Annotated in this window: 17 protein-coding genes; 8 read left to right on the top strand and 9 right to left on the bottom strand. The window is 67.1% G+C overall.

Features of this window, described 5'->3' with window-relative positions; genetic code table 11:
* Window positions 1-129 precede the first annotated feature (129 nt).
* The 4 genes from BMW75_RS09320 to BMW75_RS09305 all read right to left on the bottom strand — a co-directional run bounded on the left by BMW75_RS09320 (window position 130) and on the right by BMW75_RS09305 (window position 3,329).
* Entirely contained in the window at window positions 130-708 is a 579-nt protein-coding gene (locus BMW75_RS09320; RefSeq protein ID WP_076515906.1) for a DJ-1/PfpI family protein, read from the bottom strand.
* Window positions 709-830: 122 nt separating this feature from the next.
* Entirely contained in the window at window positions 831-1,319 is a 489-nt protein-coding gene (gene ybaK / locus BMW75_RS09315; RefSeq protein WP_092578806.1) for a Cys-tRNA(Pro) deacylase, read from the bottom strand.
* A gap of 37 nt (window positions 1,320-1,356) precedes the next feature.
* A complete protein-coding gene (xerD, locus tag BMW75_RS09310) occupies window positions 1,357-2,340 on the bottom strand; it encodes a site-specific tyrosine recombinase XerD (protein WP_092578804.1) in 984 nt (327 codons plus the stop codon).
* A gap of 68 nt (window positions 2,341-2,408) precedes the next feature.
* Window positions 2,409-3,329, bottom strand: coding sequence for a LysR substrate-binding domain-containing protein (locus BMW75_RS09305; protein ID WP_076515912.1), 921 nt, complete (start codon window positions 3,327-3,329; stop codon window positions 2,409-2,411).
* 167 nt (window positions 3,330-3,496) lie between these two features.
* Here BMW75_RS09305 and BMW75_RS09300 point away from each other — a divergent pair, with 167 nt between their 5' ends.
* The 3 genes from BMW75_RS09300 (at window position 3,497) to BMW75_RS09290 (ending at window position 7,742) form a co-directional block, all read left to right on the top strand.
* Window positions 3,497-5,179, top strand: a complete 1,683-nt coding sequence (locus BMW75_RS09300; RefSeq protein ID WP_092578802.1) for a thiamine pyrophosphate-binding protein — start codon at window positions 3,497-3,499, stop codon at window positions 5,177-5,179.
* A 131-nt stretch (window positions 5,180-5,310) separates the two neighbouring features.
* Window positions 5,311-6,504, top strand: a complete 1,194-nt coding sequence (locus BMW75_RS09295) for an acyl-CoA dehydrogenase (RefSeq protein ID WP_076515918.1) — start codon at window positions 5,311-5,313, stop codon at window positions 6,502-6,504.
* A 251-nt stretch (window positions 6,505-6,755) separates the two neighbouring features.
* Entirely contained in the window at window positions 6,756-7,742 is a 987-nt protein-coding gene (locus BMW75_RS09290; protein ID WP_092578800.1) for a TRAP transporter substrate-binding protein, read from the top strand.
* A 9-nt stretch (window positions 7,743-7,751) separates the two neighbouring features.
* Here BMW75_RS09290 and BMW75_RS09285 read toward each other — a convergent pair whose 3' ends face one another.
* The 5 genes from BMW75_RS09285 to BMW75_RS09265 form a co-directional block, all read right to left on the bottom strand.
* Entirely contained in the window at window positions 7,752-8,195 is a 444-nt protein-coding gene (locus tag BMW75_RS09285) for a MaoC family dehydratase (RefSeq protein WP_076515928.1), read from the bottom strand.
* Window positions 8,196-8,266: 71 nt separating this feature from the next.
* Window positions 8,267-9,532 (bottom strand): benzoyl-CoA 2,3-epoxidase subunit BoxA, encoded by a 1,266-nt coding sequence (gene boxA / locus BMW75_RS09280; RefSeq protein ID WP_092578798.1) that lies wholly within the window; start codon window positions 9,530-9,532, stop codon window positions 8,267-8,269.
* Window positions 9,533-9,573: 41 nt separating this feature from the next.
* Window positions 9,574-11,001 carry a benzoyl-CoA 2,3-epoxidase subunit BoxB gene (gene boxB / locus BMW75_RS09275; protein WP_092578796.1) on the bottom strand — a complete coding sequence of 476 codons (1,428 nt, stop codon included), beginning with the start codon at window positions 10,999-11,001 and terminating at the stop codon, window positions 9,574-9,576.
* Between the two features lie 116 nt (window positions 11,002-11,117).
* Window positions 11,118-12,776 carry a 2,3-epoxybenzoyl-CoA dihydrolase gene (gene boxC / locus BMW75_RS09270; RefSeq protein ID WP_092578794.1) on the bottom strand — a complete coding sequence of 553 codons (1,659 nt, stop codon included), beginning with the start codon at window positions 12,774-12,776 and terminating at the stop codon, window positions 11,118-11,120.
* Window positions 12,777-13,014: 238 nt separating this feature from the next.
* Window positions 13,015-13,923, bottom strand: a complete 909-nt coding sequence (locus BMW75_RS09265) for a helix-turn-helix transcriptional regulator (RefSeq protein ID WP_092578792.1) — start codon at window positions 13,921-13,923, stop codon at window positions 13,015-13,017.
* 176 nt (window positions 13,924-14,099) lie between these two features.
* Here BMW75_RS09265 and BMW75_RS09260 point away from each other — a divergent pair, with 176 nt between their 5' ends.
* The 5 genes from BMW75_RS09260 (at window position 14,100) to BMW75_RS09240 (ending at window position 19,181) form a co-directional block, all read left to right on the top strand.
* A complete protein-coding gene (locus tag BMW75_RS09260) occupies window positions 14,100-14,573 on the top strand; it encodes a DUF4863 family protein (protein ID WP_076521755.1) in 474 nt (157 codons plus the stop codon).
* Between the two features lie 86 nt (window positions 14,574-14,659).
* The gene (locus tag BMW75_RS09255) at window positions 14,660-16,219 is read left to right on the top strand and encodes a benzoate-CoA ligase family protein (RefSeq protein ID WP_092578790.1); all 1,560 of its coding nucleotides are present in this window, start codon (window positions 14,660-14,662) and stop codon (window positions 16,217-16,219) included.
* A 2-nt stretch (window positions 16,220-16,221) separates the two neighbouring features.
* Window positions 16,222-17,046, top strand: a complete 825-nt coding sequence (locus tag BMW75_RS09250; protein WP_371466907.1) for an alpha/beta fold hydrolase — start codon at window positions 16,222-16,224, stop codon at window positions 17,044-17,046.
* A gap of 55 nt (window positions 17,047-17,101) precedes the next feature.
* Complete coding sequence (locus BMW75_RS09245; RefSeq protein ID WP_092578786.1) at window positions 17,102-18,262, top strand: ABC transporter substrate-binding protein; 1,161 nt, start codon at window positions 17,102-17,104, stop codon at window positions 18,260-18,262.
* A gap of 37 nt (window positions 18,263-18,299) precedes the next feature.
* A complete protein-coding gene (locus BMW75_RS09240; RefSeq protein ID WP_092578784.1) occupies window positions 18,300-19,181 on the top strand; it encodes a branched-chain amino acid ABC transporter permease in 882 nt (293 codons plus the stop codon).
* Window positions 19,182-19,201 lie beyond the last annotated feature (20 nt).

The following is a 19,201-nucleotide window of genomic DNA, read 5'->3' as shown; positions in this document are numbered from 1 at the left end:
GGCCGCGCAGGGCAAGGCGCCCTGAATAAGACGGACGCCCGGCGCGGCGCTTGCCGCCCCGGGTATTTCCCCGGGGCCTTTGTCACGCCGGTCATCGTTCGGCGAACCGCCTTGCCGAACCGCCTTACGTCAGAGCGTGATCTTCGTGCCCAGCACCGCCAGGAACTGCGCCATCCAGGCGGGGTGGGCCGGCCAGGCGGGCGCCGACACCAGGTTGCCGTCCGTGTAGGCCTGGTCGACCGCGATTTCGGCATAGGTGCCGCCCGCCAGCCGCACTTCCGGCGCGCAGGCGGGATAGGCCGAGCACGTGCGGCCTTTCAGCACGCCCGCCGCGGCCAGGATCTGCGCACCGTGGCAGACCGCGGCGATGGGCTTGTTGGCCTTGTCGAACTCACGCACGATATCCAGCACTTTTTCGTTCAGCCGCAGGTATTCGGGCGCGCGTCCGCCCGGAATCACCAGGCCGTCATAGGACGCGGGTTCGACGCGGTCGAAGTCGTAATTCAGCGTGAAATTGTGGCCGCGCTTTTCCGTGTAGGTCTGCGCGCCCTCGAAATCATGGATCGACGTGGCCACCGTGTCCCCGGCCTTCTTGTCCGGGCATACCGCATGCACCGTGTGCCCCACCGTCAGCAGCGTCTGGAACGGCACCATGGTTTCGTAGTCTTCGGCGTAGTCGCCTACCAGCATCAACAGTCGTTTGCTCATGATTGTCTCCTTGGGATGGGGGTGGAGTCCGGTTGCTTGCCCGCGGTCGGGCTCCGGTTCTTGGTGTTCTTGTCCCATTGTGCCCGCGAGGACGCCGGTCCGGGTGGTAACGGGATACCGCCCTACTCCAGCGCCACCGTCACCGGACGGGCGCCCAGCAGGTCCACCAGCACCTTGGGGTCGATTCCCACCAGATACCCGCGACGGCCGCCATTGATGTAGACCACCGGATATTCCAGCACCTCAGCCTCCACCCACACGGGCATCTTCTTGCGGGTGCCGAAGGGCGACGTGCCGCCCACCTGGTAGCCGGAATGCCGCTGGGCGACGTCGGGCTTGCAGGGTTCGACCTTTTTCAGGCCGGCCTGGCGCGCCAGGTTCTTGGTGGAGACTTCGCGGTCCCCGTGCATGACCACGATCAGCGGCTTGGCCGATTCGTCTTCCATGACCAGCGTCTTGACCACGGCGTGCGGGTCCAGGCCGAGCTGGCGCGCGGCTTCGCCGGCGCCGCCGTGGTCGACGTAGTCATAGGTGTGCTCGGTATAGGGCACTTTGTTCTGCTTGAGAAACTGGGTGGCGGGCGTCTCGGAAACGTGGCGGGCTTTGCTCATGGGGTTGCCGGTTGGAAAAAAGGATGATGGGCGGCAGCTAGCCGCGCGGATGATGGGCCGCGTGCAGCGCCTTCAGGCGCTCGCGCGCCACATGCGTGTAGATCTGCGTGGTGGAAATGTCGGCGTGACCCAGCAGCATTTGCACCACGCGCAAGTCCGCGCCGTGGTTCAGCAGGTGCGTGGCGAAGGCGTGGCGCAGCACGTGGGGCGACAGCGGCGCATGCACGCCGGCGAGCACGGCGTATTTCTTGACCAGTTGCCAGAATGCCTGGCGCGACATCGCCTCGGCGCGCGCGGTGATGAAGAGTGCGTCGCTGACGCGGCCGGCCGCCAGCTCGGGACGGGCCGATCCGAGGTACTGCGCGATCCAGTGCGCGGCTTCGGCGCCCAGGGGCACGAGGCGGTCCTTGCCGCCCTTGCCCTGCACCACCCGCACCACGCCTTCGTTCAGGCTGACGTCCAGGGCGCGCACCCCCACCAGCTCGGACACGCGCAAGCCGGTGGCGTACAGCGTTTCGAGCATGGCGCGGTCGCGCAGGCCGCGCGGCTGGCTCGCGTCCGGCGCGCGCAGCAGCGCGTCCACCTGCTGTTCGGACAGCGTCTTGGGCATGCGAGGCGGCTGCTTGGCTGCGACCAGCGTAAGGCACGGATCGCGCTCGGCGCGGTGCTCGCGCAGCGCCCAGGCATAGAAGCGGCGCAGCGCGGCCAGCCGCCGGTTGGCGGTCGTGGCGCGGATTTCCTCGTGGCGGAACGCGAACCAGGCTTCGATGTCGGCCTTCTGGGCCTCGCAGATCGGCTTGGGCGGGCCCGCCGGCAGGGGCGCCACGCGCGCGTCATCGCCGTGGCGATCGGCCATTTCGCGGGCGTAGGCTTGCGGGTCTTCGAGCCAGCGGGCGAAACCGGTCAGGTCGCGCCGGTAGGCGGCCAGGGTATTGGCGGAAAGTCCGTCTTCGAGCCAGACGGCATCAATGAAGGCGTCGATATCGGCCTGGGAGGCGAGCGGCTGGCGGGCGGTGGACATGGCGGAATTCTACGGCGAGGCGCGGCGGGTGGGGCGCGGCGGGCGGTGTGCCGGCCAGGTGCGGCCCGCTACGCGCGGCCGGCGAGGCGCTCGCCCACGCCGGCGGCCGCGGACTTGAGCCAGGCTTCGAACGCCTTCAAGGCCTCGGACCGTTCGCTGCGCTGCGGATAGCCGAAGTAATACCCCTGGCTGACTGCCAGCGACTGCGGCACCGGCATGGCGAGCGCGCCCTGGTCCAGGGCCGGTTGCGCCAGAAAGCGCGGCATCAGCCCCACGCCCAGCCCGGCCTGCACGGCCGCCATGACCATGGTGAACAGCTCATAGCGCGGCCCGCCGGCCGCCTGAGGCCCGTACAGGTGGCTATTGGCCGCATACCATTGGCGCCAGGCATCCGGGCGCGAGGCCAGGTGCAGATGCGTCATGCCGGACAGGGCGCCGCCCCCTTGCTGCGCCGCCCGCGCGGCCAGCTGCGGCGCGCAGACCGGCACGAGCTCGCGTTCGGGAAACAGCAGCCCGCCCTGCGTGCCGGGCCAGAGTCCGTCCCCGTGATAGAGCGCGCCGTCGAAGGGCTGGTCTTTGAACTGGAACGGCAAGGTGCGCACGGACAGGCTGACGGTGATGTCCCCATGCTCACGCTGGAAATCCGCCAGCCGGGGAATCAGCCACGTCGTCGCCAGCGTGGGCACCACGGCGATGTGGATGCTGCGCCCCATCCCGGTCCGGCTGACGAGGCCAAAGGTGTCTTTCTCGATCTGGTCCAGATGGTGGCGGATGCGGCCGGCGTATTCCGCCCCGTGATCGGTGAGAACGATGCGGCGCCGCACCCGCGTGAACAGCTGCACGCCCAGGCGCGCCTCCAGGCTGGCCACCTGCCGGTAAACCGCGCTGTGCGTCAGCGACAGCTCTTCGGCCGCGCGCGAAAAACTGCCCAGCCGGGCCGATGCCTCGAACGCCTGCAGGGCGCTCAGATTGGGAATGCCGTTTCTCATGGACGGGGGGCGCCTGAATGCCGGCTCGCTCCCGCGCGCCCGCTTGCTGCGGCGCACCAGACGGGACGTGCCGGCGGATCAACAGAATGTGCAATTTTATCAATTGCGTTGTGCGCCCAGGGAACATATGCTCGGGAGTCCTAACCTAGGCTAATCACGACACCACCATGCCTCAGCAAGATTCCCGCCTTGGCGGTCACATTCTGGTCGACCAGCTCGTCGCCCAGGGTGTCAAACATGTATTTTGTGTCCCCGGCGAAAGCTATCTGGCGGTGCTGGACGGCCTGCACGACGCCGACATCAAGGTGACCGTGTGCCGCCAGGAAGGTGGCGCGGCCATGATGGCCGACGCGCACGGCAAGCTGACCGGCGAGCCCGGCATCTGCATGGTGACGCGCGGCCCGGGCGCCTCCAATGCGCTGGCGGGCGTGCATATCGCCAAGCAGGACTCCACGCCGATGATCCTGTTCGTCGGCCAGATCGAGCGCGGCATGCGCGAGCGCGAAGCCTTCCAGGAAATGGACTACCGCGCCGTGTTCGGCACGCAGGCCAAGTGGGTGACCGAGATCGACCAGGTCGAACGCATTCCCGAACTGATCTCGCGCGCCTTCCACATCGCCACCTCGGGCCGTCCCGGCCCGGTCGTGATCGCTCTGCCCGAAGACATGCTGGTCGAAGCCGCCAAGGTGGCCGACGCCCCGCGCTACGAAGTGATCGAATCCGCCCCCACGGCCGGCCAGCTCGCCGACCTGGAAAAGCTGCTGGCTGATGCGAAGAACCCGGTCGCCATCCTGGGCGGCACGCGCTGGGATGCCCGCGCCGTGCAGCAGTTCGCTGATTTCGCCCAGCTGCATGCGCTGCCGACCGCCGTGTCGTTCCGCCGCCAGATGCTGTTCCCCGCGGACCACCCCTGCTTCATCGGCGACGTCGGCCTGGGCATCAATCCGGCCCTGCTCAAACGCGTGGCCGACGCCGACCTGATCCTGCTGGTCGGCGGCCGCATGTCCGAAAACCCCAGCCAAGCCTATACGCTGCTGGACATCCCGGTGCCCAAGCAAAAGCTCGTGCACGTGCATCCCGACACCGCCGAGCTGGGCCGCGTGTACCGCCCCACCCTCGCCATCAACACCTCGCCGTCCGCCTTTGCGGCCTCGCTGGCCGGCCTGAAGGCCCCGGCCAAGCCCGTCTGGGCCGAAGCCACCAAGACGATGCGCGAGTCGTACCTGAAATGGAGCGACCCCGAAACCGTCACCACGCCGGGCGCGCTGCAGCTCGGCCAAGTCATGGCCTATCTGGAAAAGACGCTGCCGGCCGACGCCATCATGACCAACGGCGCCGGCAACTACGCCACCTGGCTGCACCGCTTCCACCGCTTCACGCGCTTTGGCACGCAGTTGGCGCCGACGTCCGGCTCCATGGGCTATGGCCTGCCGGCGGCCGTGGGCGCCAAGCGCGTCTGGCCGGACAAGACCGTCGTGTGTTTCGCGGGCGACGGCTGCTTCCTGATGCACGGCCAGGAATTCGCCACGGCCGTGCAGTACGACCTGCCCATCATCCTGATCCTGGTCGACAACGGCATGTACGGCACGATCCGCATGCACCAGGAAAAGCACTACCCGGGCCGCGTGTCCGCGACCCAGCTCAAGAACCCGGACTTCGCTGACTACGCGCGCGCCTTCGGCGGCCACGGCGAACGGGTGGAGACCACCGAACAGTTCGGTCCGGCCTTCGAGCGGGCGCTGGCCAGCGGCAAGCCGGCCATCCTGCACTGCTTCATCGACCCCGAAACCATCACCCCCTCCACGACCCTCGAAAAGATCCGCGAGGCGGCGCTGAAGGCCCAGCACTGAACCCTGCACGGGCGTCAAGACCGGCGGCGCGCCCAGGCGCACCGCCGTGCAAACCCCGACTTGCCGCCCGAATTATTTTAAGTTTAAACTTTCTAGATTCCGATCACGGAAATCCATAGCGGAGACCCAGCATGTCCTCGAACCCCTCATTCCACTGGCAAGACCCCCTGTTGCTGGACCAGCAACTGACCGAAGAAGAGCGCATGGTGCGCGACGCCGCCTACGCCTATTCGCAGGACAAGCTGGCTCCGCGCGTGCTCAACGCCTTCCGCAACGAGAAGACCGATCCGGAGATCTTCTCCGAAATGGGCGAACTGGGCCTCCTGGGCGCCACGATCCCCGTCGAATACGGCGGCGCTGGCCTGAACTACGTCAGCTACGGCCTGATCGCCCGTGAAGTCGAACGCGTCGACTCCGGCTATCGCTCGATGATGAGCGTGCAGTCCTCGCTGGTGATGGTGCCGATCAACGAATTCGGCAGCGAAGAGCAAAAGAAGAAGTACCTGCCCAAGCTCGCCCGCGGCGAATGGATCGGCTGCTTCGGCCTGACCGAGCCCAACCACGGTTCCGATCCCGGCGGCATGGAAACCCGCGCCGTCAAGACGGCCGACGGCTACAAGCTGACCGGCAACAAGATGTGGATCACCAACTCGCCCATCGCTGACGTGTTCGTGGTCTGGGCCAAGTGCGTGGGCGGCGACTTCGACGGCAAGATTCGCGGCTTCATCCTGGAAAAGGGCATGAAGGGCCTGTCGGCTCCCGCCATCCACGGCAAGGTCGGCCTGCGCGCGTCGATCACCGGCGAAATCGTCATGGACGAAGTGGAAGTGTCGGCTGACCAGATGATGCCCGGCGTTTCCGGCCTGAAGGGTCCGTTCACCTGCCTGAACTCGGCCCGCTACGGCATCGCCTGGGGCGCCGTCGGCGCCGCCGAGGCCTGCTGGCACACCGCCCGCCAGTACACGCTGGACCGCAAGCAATTCGGCCGCCCCCTGGCCGCCAACCAGCTCATCCAGAAGAAGCTGGCCGACATGCAGACCGAAATCACGCTGGCGCTGCAAGGCTGCCTGCGCCTGGGCCGCATGAAGGACGAGGGCACCGCCGCCGTCGAGATCACGTCGATCATGAAGCGCAACTCCTGCGGCAAGGCGCTGGACATCGCCCGCCTGGCCCGCGACATGCTGGGCGGCAACGGCATCTCCGACGAATTCGGCGTGGCCCGCCACCTGGTGAACCTGGAAGTGGTCAACACCTACGAAGGCACCCACGACGTGCACGCCCTGATCCTGGGCCGCGCGCAGACGGGGATCCAGGCGTTCTATTGATCGACTGCGTGATGTAGCTGAATGGGCCGCCCGAAGGGGCGGCCTTTTTCATGCCATGACTCCGGTGTGGCATTTCACCGCGGCATCCGCAATACGCCATACGCCCGATCCCGCAGCGCCGCGCATTGCCGAAAGCCCGACTAGGCGTACGCCTGTACACCTCGTACGCTTTGCGGCATTGGCCAGGCGCTGGTCGGACGAGCGATTGCAGCGTCCTACCGGCCCCGGCTTACCCCCACCAGGAGTCGCGCATGCAAGGCATCACCCCTTTGCGCCTCGCGGCAGGCATCGCCATGGCTTTCATCGGCCATGGCGCTTATGCCGCCACGACGCTCACCATGGCCACCGAATACCCGGCCACCTCCATGCCCGGCCAGGGCGTGTCCACCTTCGCGGAACTGGTGCGCGCCAAATCGGCCGGCAATGTGGTGATCGACACCAGCTTCGACGCGGCCAAGGGCATCAAGTCGGGCGACATGATCGACGCGGTCCAGGCCGGCAAGGTCGACGCGGGCGATGCGTTCGCGGGCGCGCTCGCGGCCAAGTATCCCTTGTTCGGCGTGTCGTCCCTGCCCTTCCTGGCGGACTCGCTGTCCAAGGCGCGCAATCTCAACAAGGCGGCGCGCCCGGCCTACGAGAAGCTGCTCGCCGCGCACGGCCAGAAGCTGCTCTACACCACCCCTTGGCCGGCCTCGGGCATCTGGTCCAAACAGAAGCTGGACAGCGTGGCCGCGTTGAAGCGCCTGAACATCCGCACCTACGACGCGACGTCGCAGGAGGTCATGCGCAGGGCGGGCGCCCAGGCGCAGAACATCTCGTTCGCGGATGCCATGCCGCGCATCGCATCCGGGGAGGTCAACGCCGTGCTGTCTTCCGGCGACGGCGGCGCCGGCCGCAAGCTGTGGGAATACCTGCCCCACTTCGCGGAGATCAACTACGCGATGCCGATTTCGGTGGCGACAATGAACCTGAAGGCGTATGAGGCGTTGGATGCACGCTCGCGCAAGGCCATTGACCAGGCGGCGGCGCAGACGGAGGCCGAGCAATGGAAACGCATCGAGGGCCGCCTGCAGCAGAACTACGCGAACATGCGCAAGAACGGCGTCGCGATCAACACGGCGGTGCCGCCCGCGGTGCTCAAGGCGTTGAAAGACGCCTCGGCCGACGCGATCAATGCCTGGAAAACGGCCGCGGGCCCCGAGGCCGCGGCCATCGTCAAGCAGGCCGGCAAGCGGTAGACACGCAGCCTAGTTATTGCCGGACAGGTCGAACAAGCTGGTCGCGTCCATCTCCAGCACGCTTTCGTCGTGCTGGTTCAATACCGTCCAGGCCCACGTGATGATGCCCAGGTCGGGGCGCGATGACGAATGTCGCGCGCCTTGAACGCGCGCTTCCAGCCGCAGCGTATCTCCGGGCCGCACCGGCGTGCGCCAGCGCACTTCTCCGAGGCCGGGGGAGCCGAAGGATTCGGAATCGTGCAGGGCGGCGTCGACCGCCATGCGCATGGCCAGCGCGCAGGTGTGCCAGCCGCTGGCGATGAGCCCGCCCCAGCGGCCTTCCGCGGCGCGCCGCGGATCGGTGTGGAACCATTGGGGATCGTATTTACGGGCAAACTCCAGGATCTCCGGCTCCGTCACGGTGATCGGTCCCGCCTTGATCACCATGCCGTCCTTGAATTCGGCGAACTTCATGTTTTTTCCCCTGCGACGAAAACGATAACGGCGCGCCCAGGCGCGCCGTTCGTCACGCATCTGTTGTTGGATCAGTACGTCTCGAAATGCAGCCGGCCTTCGCGGCGCAGCGCATCATGCAGGATAGACCAATCCTCGCCCGACTGCACCACCACGTCGCGCAACGCGTCCAGCACGCCGACCTCCATGCCCTTCAGGCCGCAGACATAGATGCAGGTATTGCGGTCCGACAGCAACTGGCGGACAGGCTCGGCCCGTTCGCGGATCAGGTCCTGGACGTAGCGCTTAGGCTGCCCGGGCTCGCGCGAGAGCGCCAGGTTGATGTCGATGAAGTCGCGCGGCAGCTTCATCAAGGGGCCGAAGTAAGGCAGCTCGCGTTCGGTGCGGGCGCCGAAGAACAGCATGAGCTTGCCGACGTCTGCCGCGCCCAGCAGGCGCCGGCTGCGTTCGGTCATGGCGCGCATGGGCGCCGAGCCGGTGCCCGTGCAGATCATGATGAGGTTGGCCCGGGGGTGGTTGGGCATCAGGAAGGTGTGACCGAACGGACCGATCACCTGCACGGTGTCGTTCCTGGCCAGGTCGCACAGGTAGTTGGAGCAGACGCCGTGCGCGGCGGCGCCGCCGTGGTCTTGCGTGACGCGTTTCACGGTCAGCGACAGGTTGTTGTACCCGGCCCGCTCGCCGTCGCGCGGACTGGCCAGCGAATACTGGCGCGCATGATGCGGCCGGCCCTGCGCGTCGGTCCCCGGCGGCAGGATGCCGATGGATTGGCCCTCCAGCACGGGAAACAGCTGCTCGCCGAAGTCGAGCACGATGTGGTGGATGTCGCTTTCGGTGTCGGCGCCCGTGACCCGGTAGTTGCCCACCACCGTCGCGGTGATGGGCGTCTTGTGGGTGTAGAGATTGACGTAGGGATGCGCGGCCGACCACGGCGGAACAGTGGCGCCGGGCGTCGGCGGCGTCACGGGCGGCGCGGGCATCGCGGCCATGCCGGCAGACGCGACCTGCGAAGCGCCTGCGGCGTCAACGGCCGCGGACGAAGCGCCCGCGGCGAGCGGCAGGGACTTCTCCTGCGGCAGTTCTTCCCAGCCGAACTGCTCCTGTACGGTATAGGCTTCGGCGCGCACGACGAGCCGCCAGTTGTCGATGGACCCGGTCGGGCACGGCGGCACGCAGGCCATGCAGCCGTTGCAGACGTCGGGATCCACCACGTAGTTGTTCGCGTCGTGGGTGATCGCGTCGACCGGACAGGTCTCTTCGCAGGTATTGCAGCGGATGCAGATCTCGGGATCGATCAGGTGCTGCTTCAGGACTTCCACCGGTAATGGGGCGTTCATCGCCGTCCTCCCTACGCGCGGGCTTGCGGCCCGCGCGGCCTTTAGTTGAAACGCACGTACTCGAAGTTCACCGGCTGGCGGTTGATGCCCATGACAGGCGGCGCGATCCAGTTGGCGAACTTGCCGGGCTCGGTCACGCGGCCCATCAGCGACGCGACGAAGGCGCGGTCCTCGGGCGTGGGCAGCCACTTGTGCTGGTGGGCCTGCCATTGGGATTCGGACAGGATCTCGCCTTCGGGCGACATGCGGATGCCGGCCAGCGTGCCGATCTGGCGGTTGAAGGCCTTGTGCGGCACCTGCAGGCGAAAGGCCAGCCCGCTCTTTTCAATCACCTTGTTCCAGCGGCCGATGCCGGCCACCGAGTCGCGGATGAAGTCGTCGCGCAGCACTTCGTTCAGGGCGTTGAGCATCGGCACTTCGGTTTCGGTGAGCTTGCCGTTGCTGACGTTCAGCACCCGATAGGTGTCGTTCTTGAGCTGGTGGTCGTCGGTGCGCTTGCTTTCTTCGTAGCGGCCCTTCAGGCCCGAGCCATAGAAGATGGCCGCATTGGACGACTGGTCCGCGCCGAAGAGATCGATGGTGACGCTGTAGTGGAAATTCAGGTAGCGCTGGATGGTGGGCAGGTCGATCACGCCGGCCGCGCGCACGGCGGCCGGGTCGTCGGTCTTGAGTTCCTTCATCACTTCGCAGGTGCGCTGGATGACGCGAGAAATGCCCGATTCCCCGACGAACATGTGGTGCGCTTCCTCGGTCAGCATGAACTTGGTGGTGCGCGCCAGCGGATCGAAGCTGGATTCGGCCAGGGCGCACAACTGGAATTTGCCGTCGCGGTCCGTGAAGTAGGTGAACATGTAGAACGCCAGCCAGTCCGGCGTTTTTTCATTGAAGGCGCCCAGGATGCGCGGATTGTCGGAATCTCCCGAGCTGCGCTGCAGCAGCGCGTCGGCTTCCTCGCGCCCGTCGCGGCCAAAGTAGCGGTGCAGCAGGTAGACCATGGCCCACAGGTGGCGGCCTTCTTCGACGTTGATCTGGAACAGGTTGCGCAGGTCGTACTGCGAGGGCGCCGTCAGGCCCAGGTGGCGCTGCTGCTCGATCGACGCCGGCTCGGTGTCGCCCTGCGTGACGATGATGCGGCGCAGGTTGGCGCGGTGTTCGCCCGGCACGTCCTGCCACACGTCGCGGCCGATGTTTTCGCCGAAGTGGATCTTGCGCTGTCCATCCTGCGGCGCCAGGAAGATGCCCCAGCGGTAATCCGGCATGCGCACGTGGTTGAAGTGCGCCCAGCCGTCGGGTTCGACGCTGACCGCCGTGCGCAGGTAGACGTCAAAGCCGTGCGAGCCGTCCGGCCCCATGTCCTGCCACCATTGCAGGTAGTTCGGCTGCCAGTGTTCCAGCGCGCGCTGCAAGGTGCGGTCGCCGGACAGATTGACGTTGTTGGGGATCTTGTCGGTGTAGTTGATGCCGGACATGTCTCTGCTCCTGTTCCTGTTCCTGGGATGGGCCGCTTGCGATGCGGCGCGTATGTCATGGGGCGCCGGCGGGATCGCAAAGCGTCCCCCGCCGCCCTGTCATCGGGACTGCCCGCTCAGACGCGGTTCCAGTCGAATGCCGCCTGCTCGCCCTTGCCGTACAGCTTGAGCGCGCCCTTGTCGCCGGCCGCGTTGGGACGGTTGAAGATCCAGTTCTGCCAGGCGGTGAGGCGGCCGAAGATGCGGGTCTCCATGGTTTCCTGGCCGCCGAAGCGCAGGTTGGCTTCCAGGCCGGTCAGCGCGTCGGGCGAGAGCGCGCGGCGTTCTTCGAGCGCCATGCGCACCTCGTCGTCCCAGTCGATGCTGTCGGGCGCGTAGGTGACCAGGCCCAGGTCCAGCGCGTCGGTGGCCGACAGGCTGCGTCCGGCCTGCGCGCGCACCGCTTCGAGCGGTTGCGTCTCGCCGTGGAAACGCCGCTGCAGCCGGCTTTGGCCGTTGACCATGGGGTAGACGCCGAAGTTGCGCTCGCCCACCACGATGCGCGGCGGCGCGGGCACGTCCTCGTCGTCCAGCATGTAGCTTCGGTCGGCCGCGAGGGCCAGTTCCAGCAGGGTGCCGGCAAAGCACGAGCCCGGCTCGATCAGCGCGAACAGGCTGCGGGACGTGACGTCCAGGCGCGCGAGCGTGCGGCGCAGCATGCCTGCCGTCTCGCGCACGAACCAGTGGTCGGCGTGGCGTTCCATGGCCGCGTCCGCCGCCAGCACCGCCTGCGCGTCCCCTTCGGTCCGCAGGATCCAGGTGCCGATGTCCAGCTCATTGGTGCGCATCGACAGGATGGCGTCGTCCAGCTCGCGCGCCATCTGCAGCGGCCACCACGCGGCGCCCGCGGCAAGGATGTCGGGCAGCGCCGTTTCGACCTCGGCCCGCGGCCCGTGCACGGTCCAGGTGGCCTGGCGTTTCTCGCGGTCGACCCGCACGTCGACGTAGCGGTAGGACAAACCATCGGCGGTCTCGGTGCGCGACAACGGCGTCAGGGCCACGCCCTGCTCGCCCGCGGGACGGTCGCTGCCCTGCGCCAGCGCCAGCGCGCGGGCGCGGACCGTTTCTTCGAAGCGGGCGGGCTTGACCACATCGTCCACCAGCCGCCAATCCTTGGCCCGCTGGCCGCGCACGCCCTCGACCAGGGTGCAGAAGATATCGGCGTGATCATGGCGCACGCGGCGCTTGTCGGTGACGCGAGTCAGGCCGCCCGTGCCCGGCAGCACGCCGAGCAGGGGCACTTCGGGCAGCGCCACGGAGGACGAACGGTCATCGATCAGCAGGATCTCGTCGCACGCCAGCGCCAGTTCATAGCCGCCGCCCGCGCAGGCGCCGTTCAGGGCGGCGATGAATTTCAGCCCGCCATGGCGGCTGGAATCTTCGATGCCGTTGCGGGTTTCATTGGTGAACTTGCAGAAGTTCACTTTCCAGGCGTGCGTGGACAGCCCCAGCATGAAGATGTTGGCCCCGGAACAGAAGATGCGGTCCTTCATGCTGGTCACGACCACGCTGCGCACCTCGGGATGCTCGAAGCGGATGCGCTGCAGGGCGTCGTGCAGTTCGATGTCCACGCCCAGGTCGTACGAATTGAGCTTGAGCTTGTAACCGGGGCGCAGGCCGCCGTCTTCGGCCACGTCCATGGCCAACGTCGCGACCGGACCGTCGAAGGTCAGGCGCCAGTGCCGGTATTGGGCGGGATCGGTGCGGAAATCGACCCGGTTGATGGGGCTGCTCATTGTGTGTCTCCTCATACCCCTGTTCGCTGACAGGAAAAATACTGCACGACATGAATTATTATGCAGATTAGTGCAGGAGAAAATGAGCGTCAAGCAAAAGATGCACAAAAATGCAGGTCGATGCAGACGCAAGGGGTACGCCCTGCACGCGCGGCGCCTATCGACCGGACAGCAAAAAGGCTGCACCGGGCAGCCTTTTCGCAATCGTGCGCGGGAGCGGCGCGCTGCGTAATCGGGTCTACAGCGGCAGTCCGCAGGCCTTGCGCACCTGCGTGCGCAGGCCGGCGAAGCTTTCGGCGACCTCGAGGTTGCTGGTCACCCAGGTCAGGTCGGCCTTGGCGTAGAAGGCTTCGCGGCCGGCAAGAATGCGCTTGAGGTCGGCCATGGCTTCGTTGTTGCCCGACATGGGGCGGAAATCCCCCTGCGCCATGACGCGCTCCATGTGCTCTTCGGGCGTGGCGCGCAGCCAGACCGTATAGCAATGGGTCAGCAGCAGGTTCAGGGTGGCGGGTTCAGACACCAGCCCGCCGGGCGTGGCCAGCACCATTTCCGGGTAGATCTGCACGGCTTCCTCGAGCGCGCGCCGTTCGTAGCGGCGGTACGCGTTGGGGCCGTAAAGATTGTGGATTTCCAGGATGCCGCAGCCCGCCACGCGTTCGATCTCGCGGTTCAGCTCCACGAAGGGATAGCCCAGATCGTCGGCCAGCATCTGGCCCAGCGTGGACTTGCCCGCGCCGCGCAGGCCGATGAGCGCCACGCGCTGCGTGCGGTTGGGGCGCTGCGCGCCGGCGCCCACCCCGAAGAGCTGGGTCAGCGCCTCGCGCGCGCGCTGCAGGTCGGATTCCGTGCGCCCGCTCAGCAGTTCCCGGATGAGCAGCCAGTCGGGCGATTCCGTCGTCACGTCGCCCACCAGTTCGGCCAGCGCGCAGTTAAAGGCGCGGGCGATCTGCAGCAGCACCAGGATGGACGCATTGCCGACGCCGTGCTCGAGATTGGCCAGGTGGCGTTCGGACACGCCCGTCGCCTGGGACAGGCCCTTGCGTGTCATGCCGCGGATGGCGCGCAGGCGGCGCACGCGCTCGCCCAGGGCCACCAGGAAGGGCTCACGCCGGGGTTCGATGGGCGCCGTGTCTAGCGCTTGATTCATGGTTCAACTGACTCCGCAAAAACCCTGATTACTGCTCTTTTATGCACTATAGTGCTTGACCCACATCAAAGGAAGCACTATTTTTCCATCCAACGAGTCCACAGCCGACCCGGTGCAAAAAAACAGCAGTCCACCTACGGACTGCCGGAGCGCCGACAGTGTAAAGGAGCCGCTTGGTGAGTACGCCAGACCAATTCCATGCCCTGATGCGCGACGTGACGCGCCTGACGGCCGGCCAGCCGCTGGATGCGGCGCTGCAAGCCCGGCTCAATGACGTGGCCGGGCCGCACAGCGCCTTGTTCCAGGACATCTTCGCCACCTGTAGGCAGGGCGTCGCCGACGGCTGGATGTGCGCCCGTGAGGGCGGCGGCATCAAGTACGGCCGCGTGATCAAGCCTGCCGACGACCTGGGCGGCTGTTCCGTGGACGTGGTCGACATGGACGACCTGGCGGGGCCGCACCACGCCCACCCCAACGGCGAGATCGACATGATCATGCCGCTCACCGGCGACGCCCGCTTCGACGGCCATGGCGCGGGCTGGCTGGTCTACGGACCGGGCTCGGCCCACAGCCCCACCGTGACGCAGGGCCGCGCCCTGGTGCTGTACCTGCTGCCCGGCGGGGCCATCGAATTCACGCGCCCCGGCTGACAACCGGTCCGGACATTCGCAAGCCCTGCCGCCACACAACAAACACAGGCAGGGCGTCCGCCCCACGAGGACACCAGGAGACAACCGTGAACCCTTGCCCCGCCGAACTCAATTTCGCCAGCCACCTGGCTGCGCTGAATGCGCCCCGCGCCGCCAAGCCGGCCTACATCGACGACACCCGCCAGCTCACGTATGGCGAACTGGCGCAGCGGGTGGCCCGCATGGCGGGCGCGCTGCGCGGCCTGGGCCTGCGCCGCGAGGAGCGCATCCTGCTGCTGATGCAGGACACCGCCGACTGGCCGGTGGTGTTCCTGGGCGCCCTGCACGCCGGCGTCGTGCCGGTGGCGGTGAACACCCTGCTCACGGCCGACGACTACGCCTACATCATTGCGCATAGCCGCGTGCGCGCCGTGTTCGTGTCGGGCGCCCTGCTGCCCGTCGTGCAGGCGGCGCTGTCCCAGGCGCCGGCCGACGTGGAACACCTGGTCGTCTCGCAGCCGGGAACGGACCTGCCCGACGGCGCCCACGAATTCGAATCCCTGCTGTCCGCGGCGTCGCCCGCGCCGGCCGTGCGCACGCTGTCTGATGAAATTGCGTTCTGGCTGTATTCGTCCGGGTCCACCGGCAAGCCCAAGGGCGTGGTGCACACGCACGGCAACCTCTGGCACACGGCCGAACTCTATGCCAAACCCATCCTGGGCATCCGGGAAAGCGATGTGGTGTTCTCGGCCGCGAAGCTGTTCTTCGCCTATGGCCTGGGCAACGGCCTGACCTTCCCGCTGTCGGTGGGCGCAACCGTTGTGCTGATGGCCGAACGCCCCACGCCGCAGGCCGTGTTCCAGCGCCTGGTCCGGCATCGCCCCACGGTGTTCTACGGCGTGCCCACGCTGTATGCCAGCATGCTGGCCTCGCCCGACCTGCCGCCGCGCGACCAGGTGGCGATGCGGATCTGCACGTCCGCGGGCGAGGCCTTGCCGCGCGACATCGGCGAGCGCTTCACGCGCCACTTCGGCTGCGAGATCCTGGATGGCATCGGGTCCACCGAAATGCTGCACATCTTCCTCTCGAACCGCGCGGGGCAATTGCGCTACGGCACCACGGGCAAGCCCGTGCCGGGCTACGAGGTCCAGCTGCGCGACGACAACGGCGTGCCCGTCGCCCAGGGCGTCATCGGCGACCTCTACATCAAGGGCCCCAGCGCCGCGCTGATGTACTGGAACAACCGCGACAAGACGCGCCAGTGCTTCCTGGGCGACTGGCTGAAAAGCGGCGACAAGTACGTTTGCGATCCGGACGGCTACTACACCTATGCCGGGCGCAGCGACGACATGATCAAGGTCAGCGGACAGTACGTATCGCCGGTGGAGGTCGAGAACATCCTGATCCAGCACGAAGCCGTGCTGGAAGCGGCCGTAATCGGCGTGCCGGACCCCGATGGGCTGGTCAAGACCAAGGCCTATGTCGTGCTGCGCGCCGGCTTCGAGCCCGACGCCCAGACCGGCGCCGCCCTGCAGCACTACGTGAAGCAGCACCTCGCGCCATTCAAGTATCCGCGCCAGATCGACTTCCTGGATGAGCTGCCCAAGACCGCCACAGGCAAGATCCAGCGCTTTCGCCTGCGCGCACTGGAAGAGGCCACGCCATGACCATGACCACGACCGCAGGCGCCGGCACGGTATTCGCCAACCTGCACGCGCGCGGCCGCGACCTGCGGCTGGAATGCCAGTGGATCGCGCCCGAGCGCGCCGACGCGCCGCTCATCGTGTTCCTGCACGAGGGGTTGGGATCGGTGTCGATGTGGAAGGACTGGCCGACGCGCGTATGCGACGAGGCCGGTTGCCGCGGCCTGGTGTATTCGCGCTACGGATACGGGCAGTCGACCGCGCGCCCCCTGAGCGAGGCTTGGGCCCCGGATTTCATGCACCGCGAGGCGCAAGAGGTCCTGCCCGCCCTGCTCGAGGTCCTGGGCGTGGACGCCCGCCGGGACAAGCCCGTGCTGTTCGGCCATAGCGACGGCGGTTCGATCGCGTTGCTCTACGCCGCGGCGTATCCGGACGCCGTGGCCGGCGTCGTGGCCGCCGCGCCGCACCTGTTCGTCGAAGACGTGTCCGTGACCAGCATCGCCCAGGCGCGCACGGCCTACCTGGAATCGGATCTGCGCGCCCGGCTGGCCCGCCATCACCGCGACGTGGACTCCGCGTTCTGGGGCTGGAACGACATCTGGCTGAACCCCGAATTCCGCGCCTGGAACATCGAAGACGCGCTGGAACGCATCGCCTGTCCGGTGCTGGCGATCCAGGGTATCGACGACGAATACGGCACGCTGGAACAGGTGCGCGGCATCCGCCGGCGCGCGCCGCAAACCGAACTGCTGGAGATTCCGGACTGCGGCCATTCGCCGCACCGGGATCAGCCCGCCACCGTTGTCCAGGCCGTCGCACGCTTTGTCGGCGCGCTGGAAAAACCCGGTTGACCCCAAGCCGCGCACCGGCCCCGGCGTCCGCCCATAACAAGCACGGAGACACACCATGAACCACGTCCTGACCCGGGCCGCGCTTGCCGCCGCCCTGACGATCGCCGCAGGCGGCGCGCATGCCGACGACAAGCTCAAGGTCGGCTTCATGCTGCCCTACAGCGGCACCTTCGCCGCGCTCGGCACCGCCATCGAGAACGGCTTCAAGCTGTACGTCGCCGAACAGGGCGGCAAGCTGGGCGGGCGCGAGATCGAATACTTCAAGGTGGACGACGAGTCCAATCCGGCCAAGGCAGCCGAAAATGCCAATCGCCTCATCAAGCGCGACCAGGTGGACGTGCTGATCGGGACGGTGCATTCGGGGGTGGCGATGGCGCTGGCCAAGGCGGCCAAGGACGCCGACACGACGCTCATCGTCACCAACGCCGGCGCCAACGCGATCACCGGGCCGCTGTGCGGCCCCGGCATCTTCCGCACCTCGTTTACCAACTGGCAGCCGGCCTACGCGATGGGCCCCGTGGCCTATGCCAAGGGCCACAAGACCGCCGTCACCATCACCTGGAAGTACGCGGCGGGCGACGAAGCCATCGGCGGCTTCAAGGAAGGCTTCGAGAAGGCCGGCGGCAAGGTCGTCCGCGAACTGAGCCTGCCCTTCCCCAACGTGGAATTCCAGCCGCTGCTCACGGAGATCGCCGCGCTCAAGCCCGACATGGTCTTCACCTTTTTCGCGGGCGGCGGCGCCGTGAAATTCGTGCAGGACTATCACGCGGCCGGCCTGGACAAGACCATTCCGCTGTATGGCTCGGGCTTCCTGACGGACGGCACGCTGCAGGCGCAGGGCGCTTCCGCGCAGGGGCTGCTGACCACGCTGCACTATGCCGACGGCCTGAACACCCCGCGCGACAACGCCTTCCGCGCCGACTATTCCAAGACCTACAAGGCGCAGCCGGACGTGTACGCCGTGCAGGGCTATGACGCCGCGCAGCTCATGCAGTCGGGGCTGGCCGCCGTAAAGGGCGACTTCTCGAAGAAAGACGCCTTCCGCAGCGCCATGCGCACGGCGACCGTGGACAGCCCGCGCGGCACGTTCACGCTGTCCAAGGCCGGCAACCCGGTGCAGGACATCTACCTGCGCCGCGTGGACGGCCTGGAAAACAAGGTGGTCGAGGTCGCGGTGCAGAAGCTGGCCGATCCCGCCCGCGGCTGCAAGCTGTAGCCGCGGCGCCCCGAACGCGTCCGCCACGGGAGGCCCCATGGACATCAGCATCCTGCTCATTCAAAGCCTGAACGCATTCCAGTACGGCTTGCTGCTGTTCCTGGTGGCCAGCGGCCTCACGCTGATCTTCGGGATCATGGGCATCATCAATCTGGCCCACGGCAGTTTCTACATGATCGGCGCCTACATGGCGTTTGCGCTCGGGCCGCTGGTCGACCGCTGGCTGGGCGGCGGGTTCCTCGCGACGCTGGCCGTGTGCGTGCTGGCGGCCGGCGTGCTGGGGTATCTGCTGGAAGCGGCGTTCTTCAGCTACCTGTACAAACGCAACCACCTGCAGCAGGTGCTGATGACCTACGGCCTGATCCTGGTGTTCGAGGAGCTGCGCAGCATCCTGGTCGGCAACGACGTGCACGGGGTGCCGCTGCCGGCGTGGCTGCAGGGCAGCATCCCGCTGGGCGGCGTGATGACCTACCCCGTTTACCGTCTCTTCATTTCGGGCGTGGGCATCGCCGTCGCGCTGCTGCTGTATTGGGTGATCTCGCGCACGCGGCTGGGCATGATGCTGCGCGCCGGCGCCAGCAACCGCGAGATGATCGGCTCGCTCGGCATCGACATCAACAAACTCTACCGCGTCGTCTTCGCGGCCGGCGTGGCGCTGGCGGCGCTGGCCGGCAGCATCGCCGCGCCCGTCTCGTCGGTCTATCCGGGCATGGGCAATGGCGTGCTCATCATCTGCTTCGTGGTCGTGGTGATCGGCGGCATCGGGTCCATCCGCGGCGCCTTCCTGGCCGCGATGCTGGTCGGCTTTGCCGAAACCTTCGGGCAGGTGCTGTTCCCGTCGGCGGCCGGCGTGCTCGTCTATCTGCTGATGGCCTTCATTCTTCTTTGCAAGCCCGAAGGGCTGTTCAAACAGGGCTAGGTCCTGTCGACACATCAAAA

This window comes from Achromobacter sp. NFACC18-2 (assembly GCF_900108985.1).
GTDB lineage: Bacteria > Pseudomonadota > Gammaproteobacteria > Burkholderiales > Burkholderiaceae_B > Achromobacter.
This window is presented reverse-complemented; position numbering and strand designations above follow the sequence as displayed.

Excerpts from the sequence above, each read along its gene's own strand:
- BMW75_RS09320 (WP_076515906.1), bottom strand. The coding sequence starts at position 708 with ATGAGCAAACGACTGTTGATGCTGGTAGGCGACTACGCCGAAGACTAC.
- BMW75_RS09285 (WP_076515928.1), bottom strand. The coding sequence starts at position 8,195 with ATGAAGTTCGCCGAATTCAAGGACGGCATGGTGATCAAGGCGGGACCG.
- BMW75_RS09245 (WP_092578786.1), top strand. The coding sequence starts at position 17,102 with ATGAACCACGTCCTGACCCGGGCCGCGCTTGCCGCCGCCCTGACGATC.
- BMW75_RS09240 (WP_092578784.1), top strand. The coding sequence starts at position 18,300 with ATGGACATCAGCATCCTGCTCATTCAAAGCCTGAACGCATTCCAGTAC.
- ybaK (WP_092578806.1), bottom strand. The coding sequence starts at position 1,319 with ATGAGCAAAGCCCGCCACGTTTCCGAGACGCCCGCCACCCAGTTTCTC.
- boxB (WP_092578796.1), bottom strand. The coding sequence starts at position 11,001 with ATGTCCGGCATCAACTACACCGACAAGATCCCCAACAACGTCAATCTG.
- xerD (WP_092578804.1), bottom strand. The coding sequence starts at position 2,340 with ATGTCCACCGCCCGCCAGCCGCTCGCCTCCCAGGCCGATATCGACGCC.
- BMW75_RS09265 (WP_092578792.1), bottom strand. The coding sequence starts at position 13,923 with ATGAATCAAGCGCTAGACACGGCGCCCATCGAACCCCGGCGTGAGCCC.
- BMW75_RS09305 (WP_076515912.1), bottom strand. The coding sequence starts at position 3,329 with ATGAGAAACGGCATTCCCAATCTGAGCGCCCTGCAGGCGTTCGAGGCA.
- boxA (WP_092578798.1), bottom strand. The coding sequence starts at position 9,532 with ATGAACGCCCCATTACCGGTGGAAGTCCTGAAGCAGCACCTGATCGAT.
- BMW75_RS09250 (WP_371466907.1), top strand. The coding sequence starts at position 16,222 with ATGACCACGACCGCAGGCGCCGGCACGGTATTCGCCAACCTGCACGCG.
- BMW75_RS09295 (WP_076515918.1), top strand. The coding sequence starts at position 5,311 with ATGTCCTCGAACCCCTCATTCCACTGGCAAGACCCCCTGTTGCTGGAC.
- BMW75_RS09290 (WP_092578800.1), top strand. The coding sequence starts at position 6,756 with ATGCAAGGCATCACCCCTTTGCGCCTCGCGGCAGGCATCGCCATGGCT.
- BMW75_RS09300 (WP_092578802.1), top strand. The coding sequence starts at position 3,497 with ATGCCTCAGCAAGATTCCCGCCTTGGCGGTCACATTCTGGTCGACCAG.
- boxC (WP_092578794.1), bottom strand. The coding sequence starts at position 12,776 with ATGAGCAGCCCCATCAACCGGGTCGATTTCCGCACCGATCCCGCCCAA.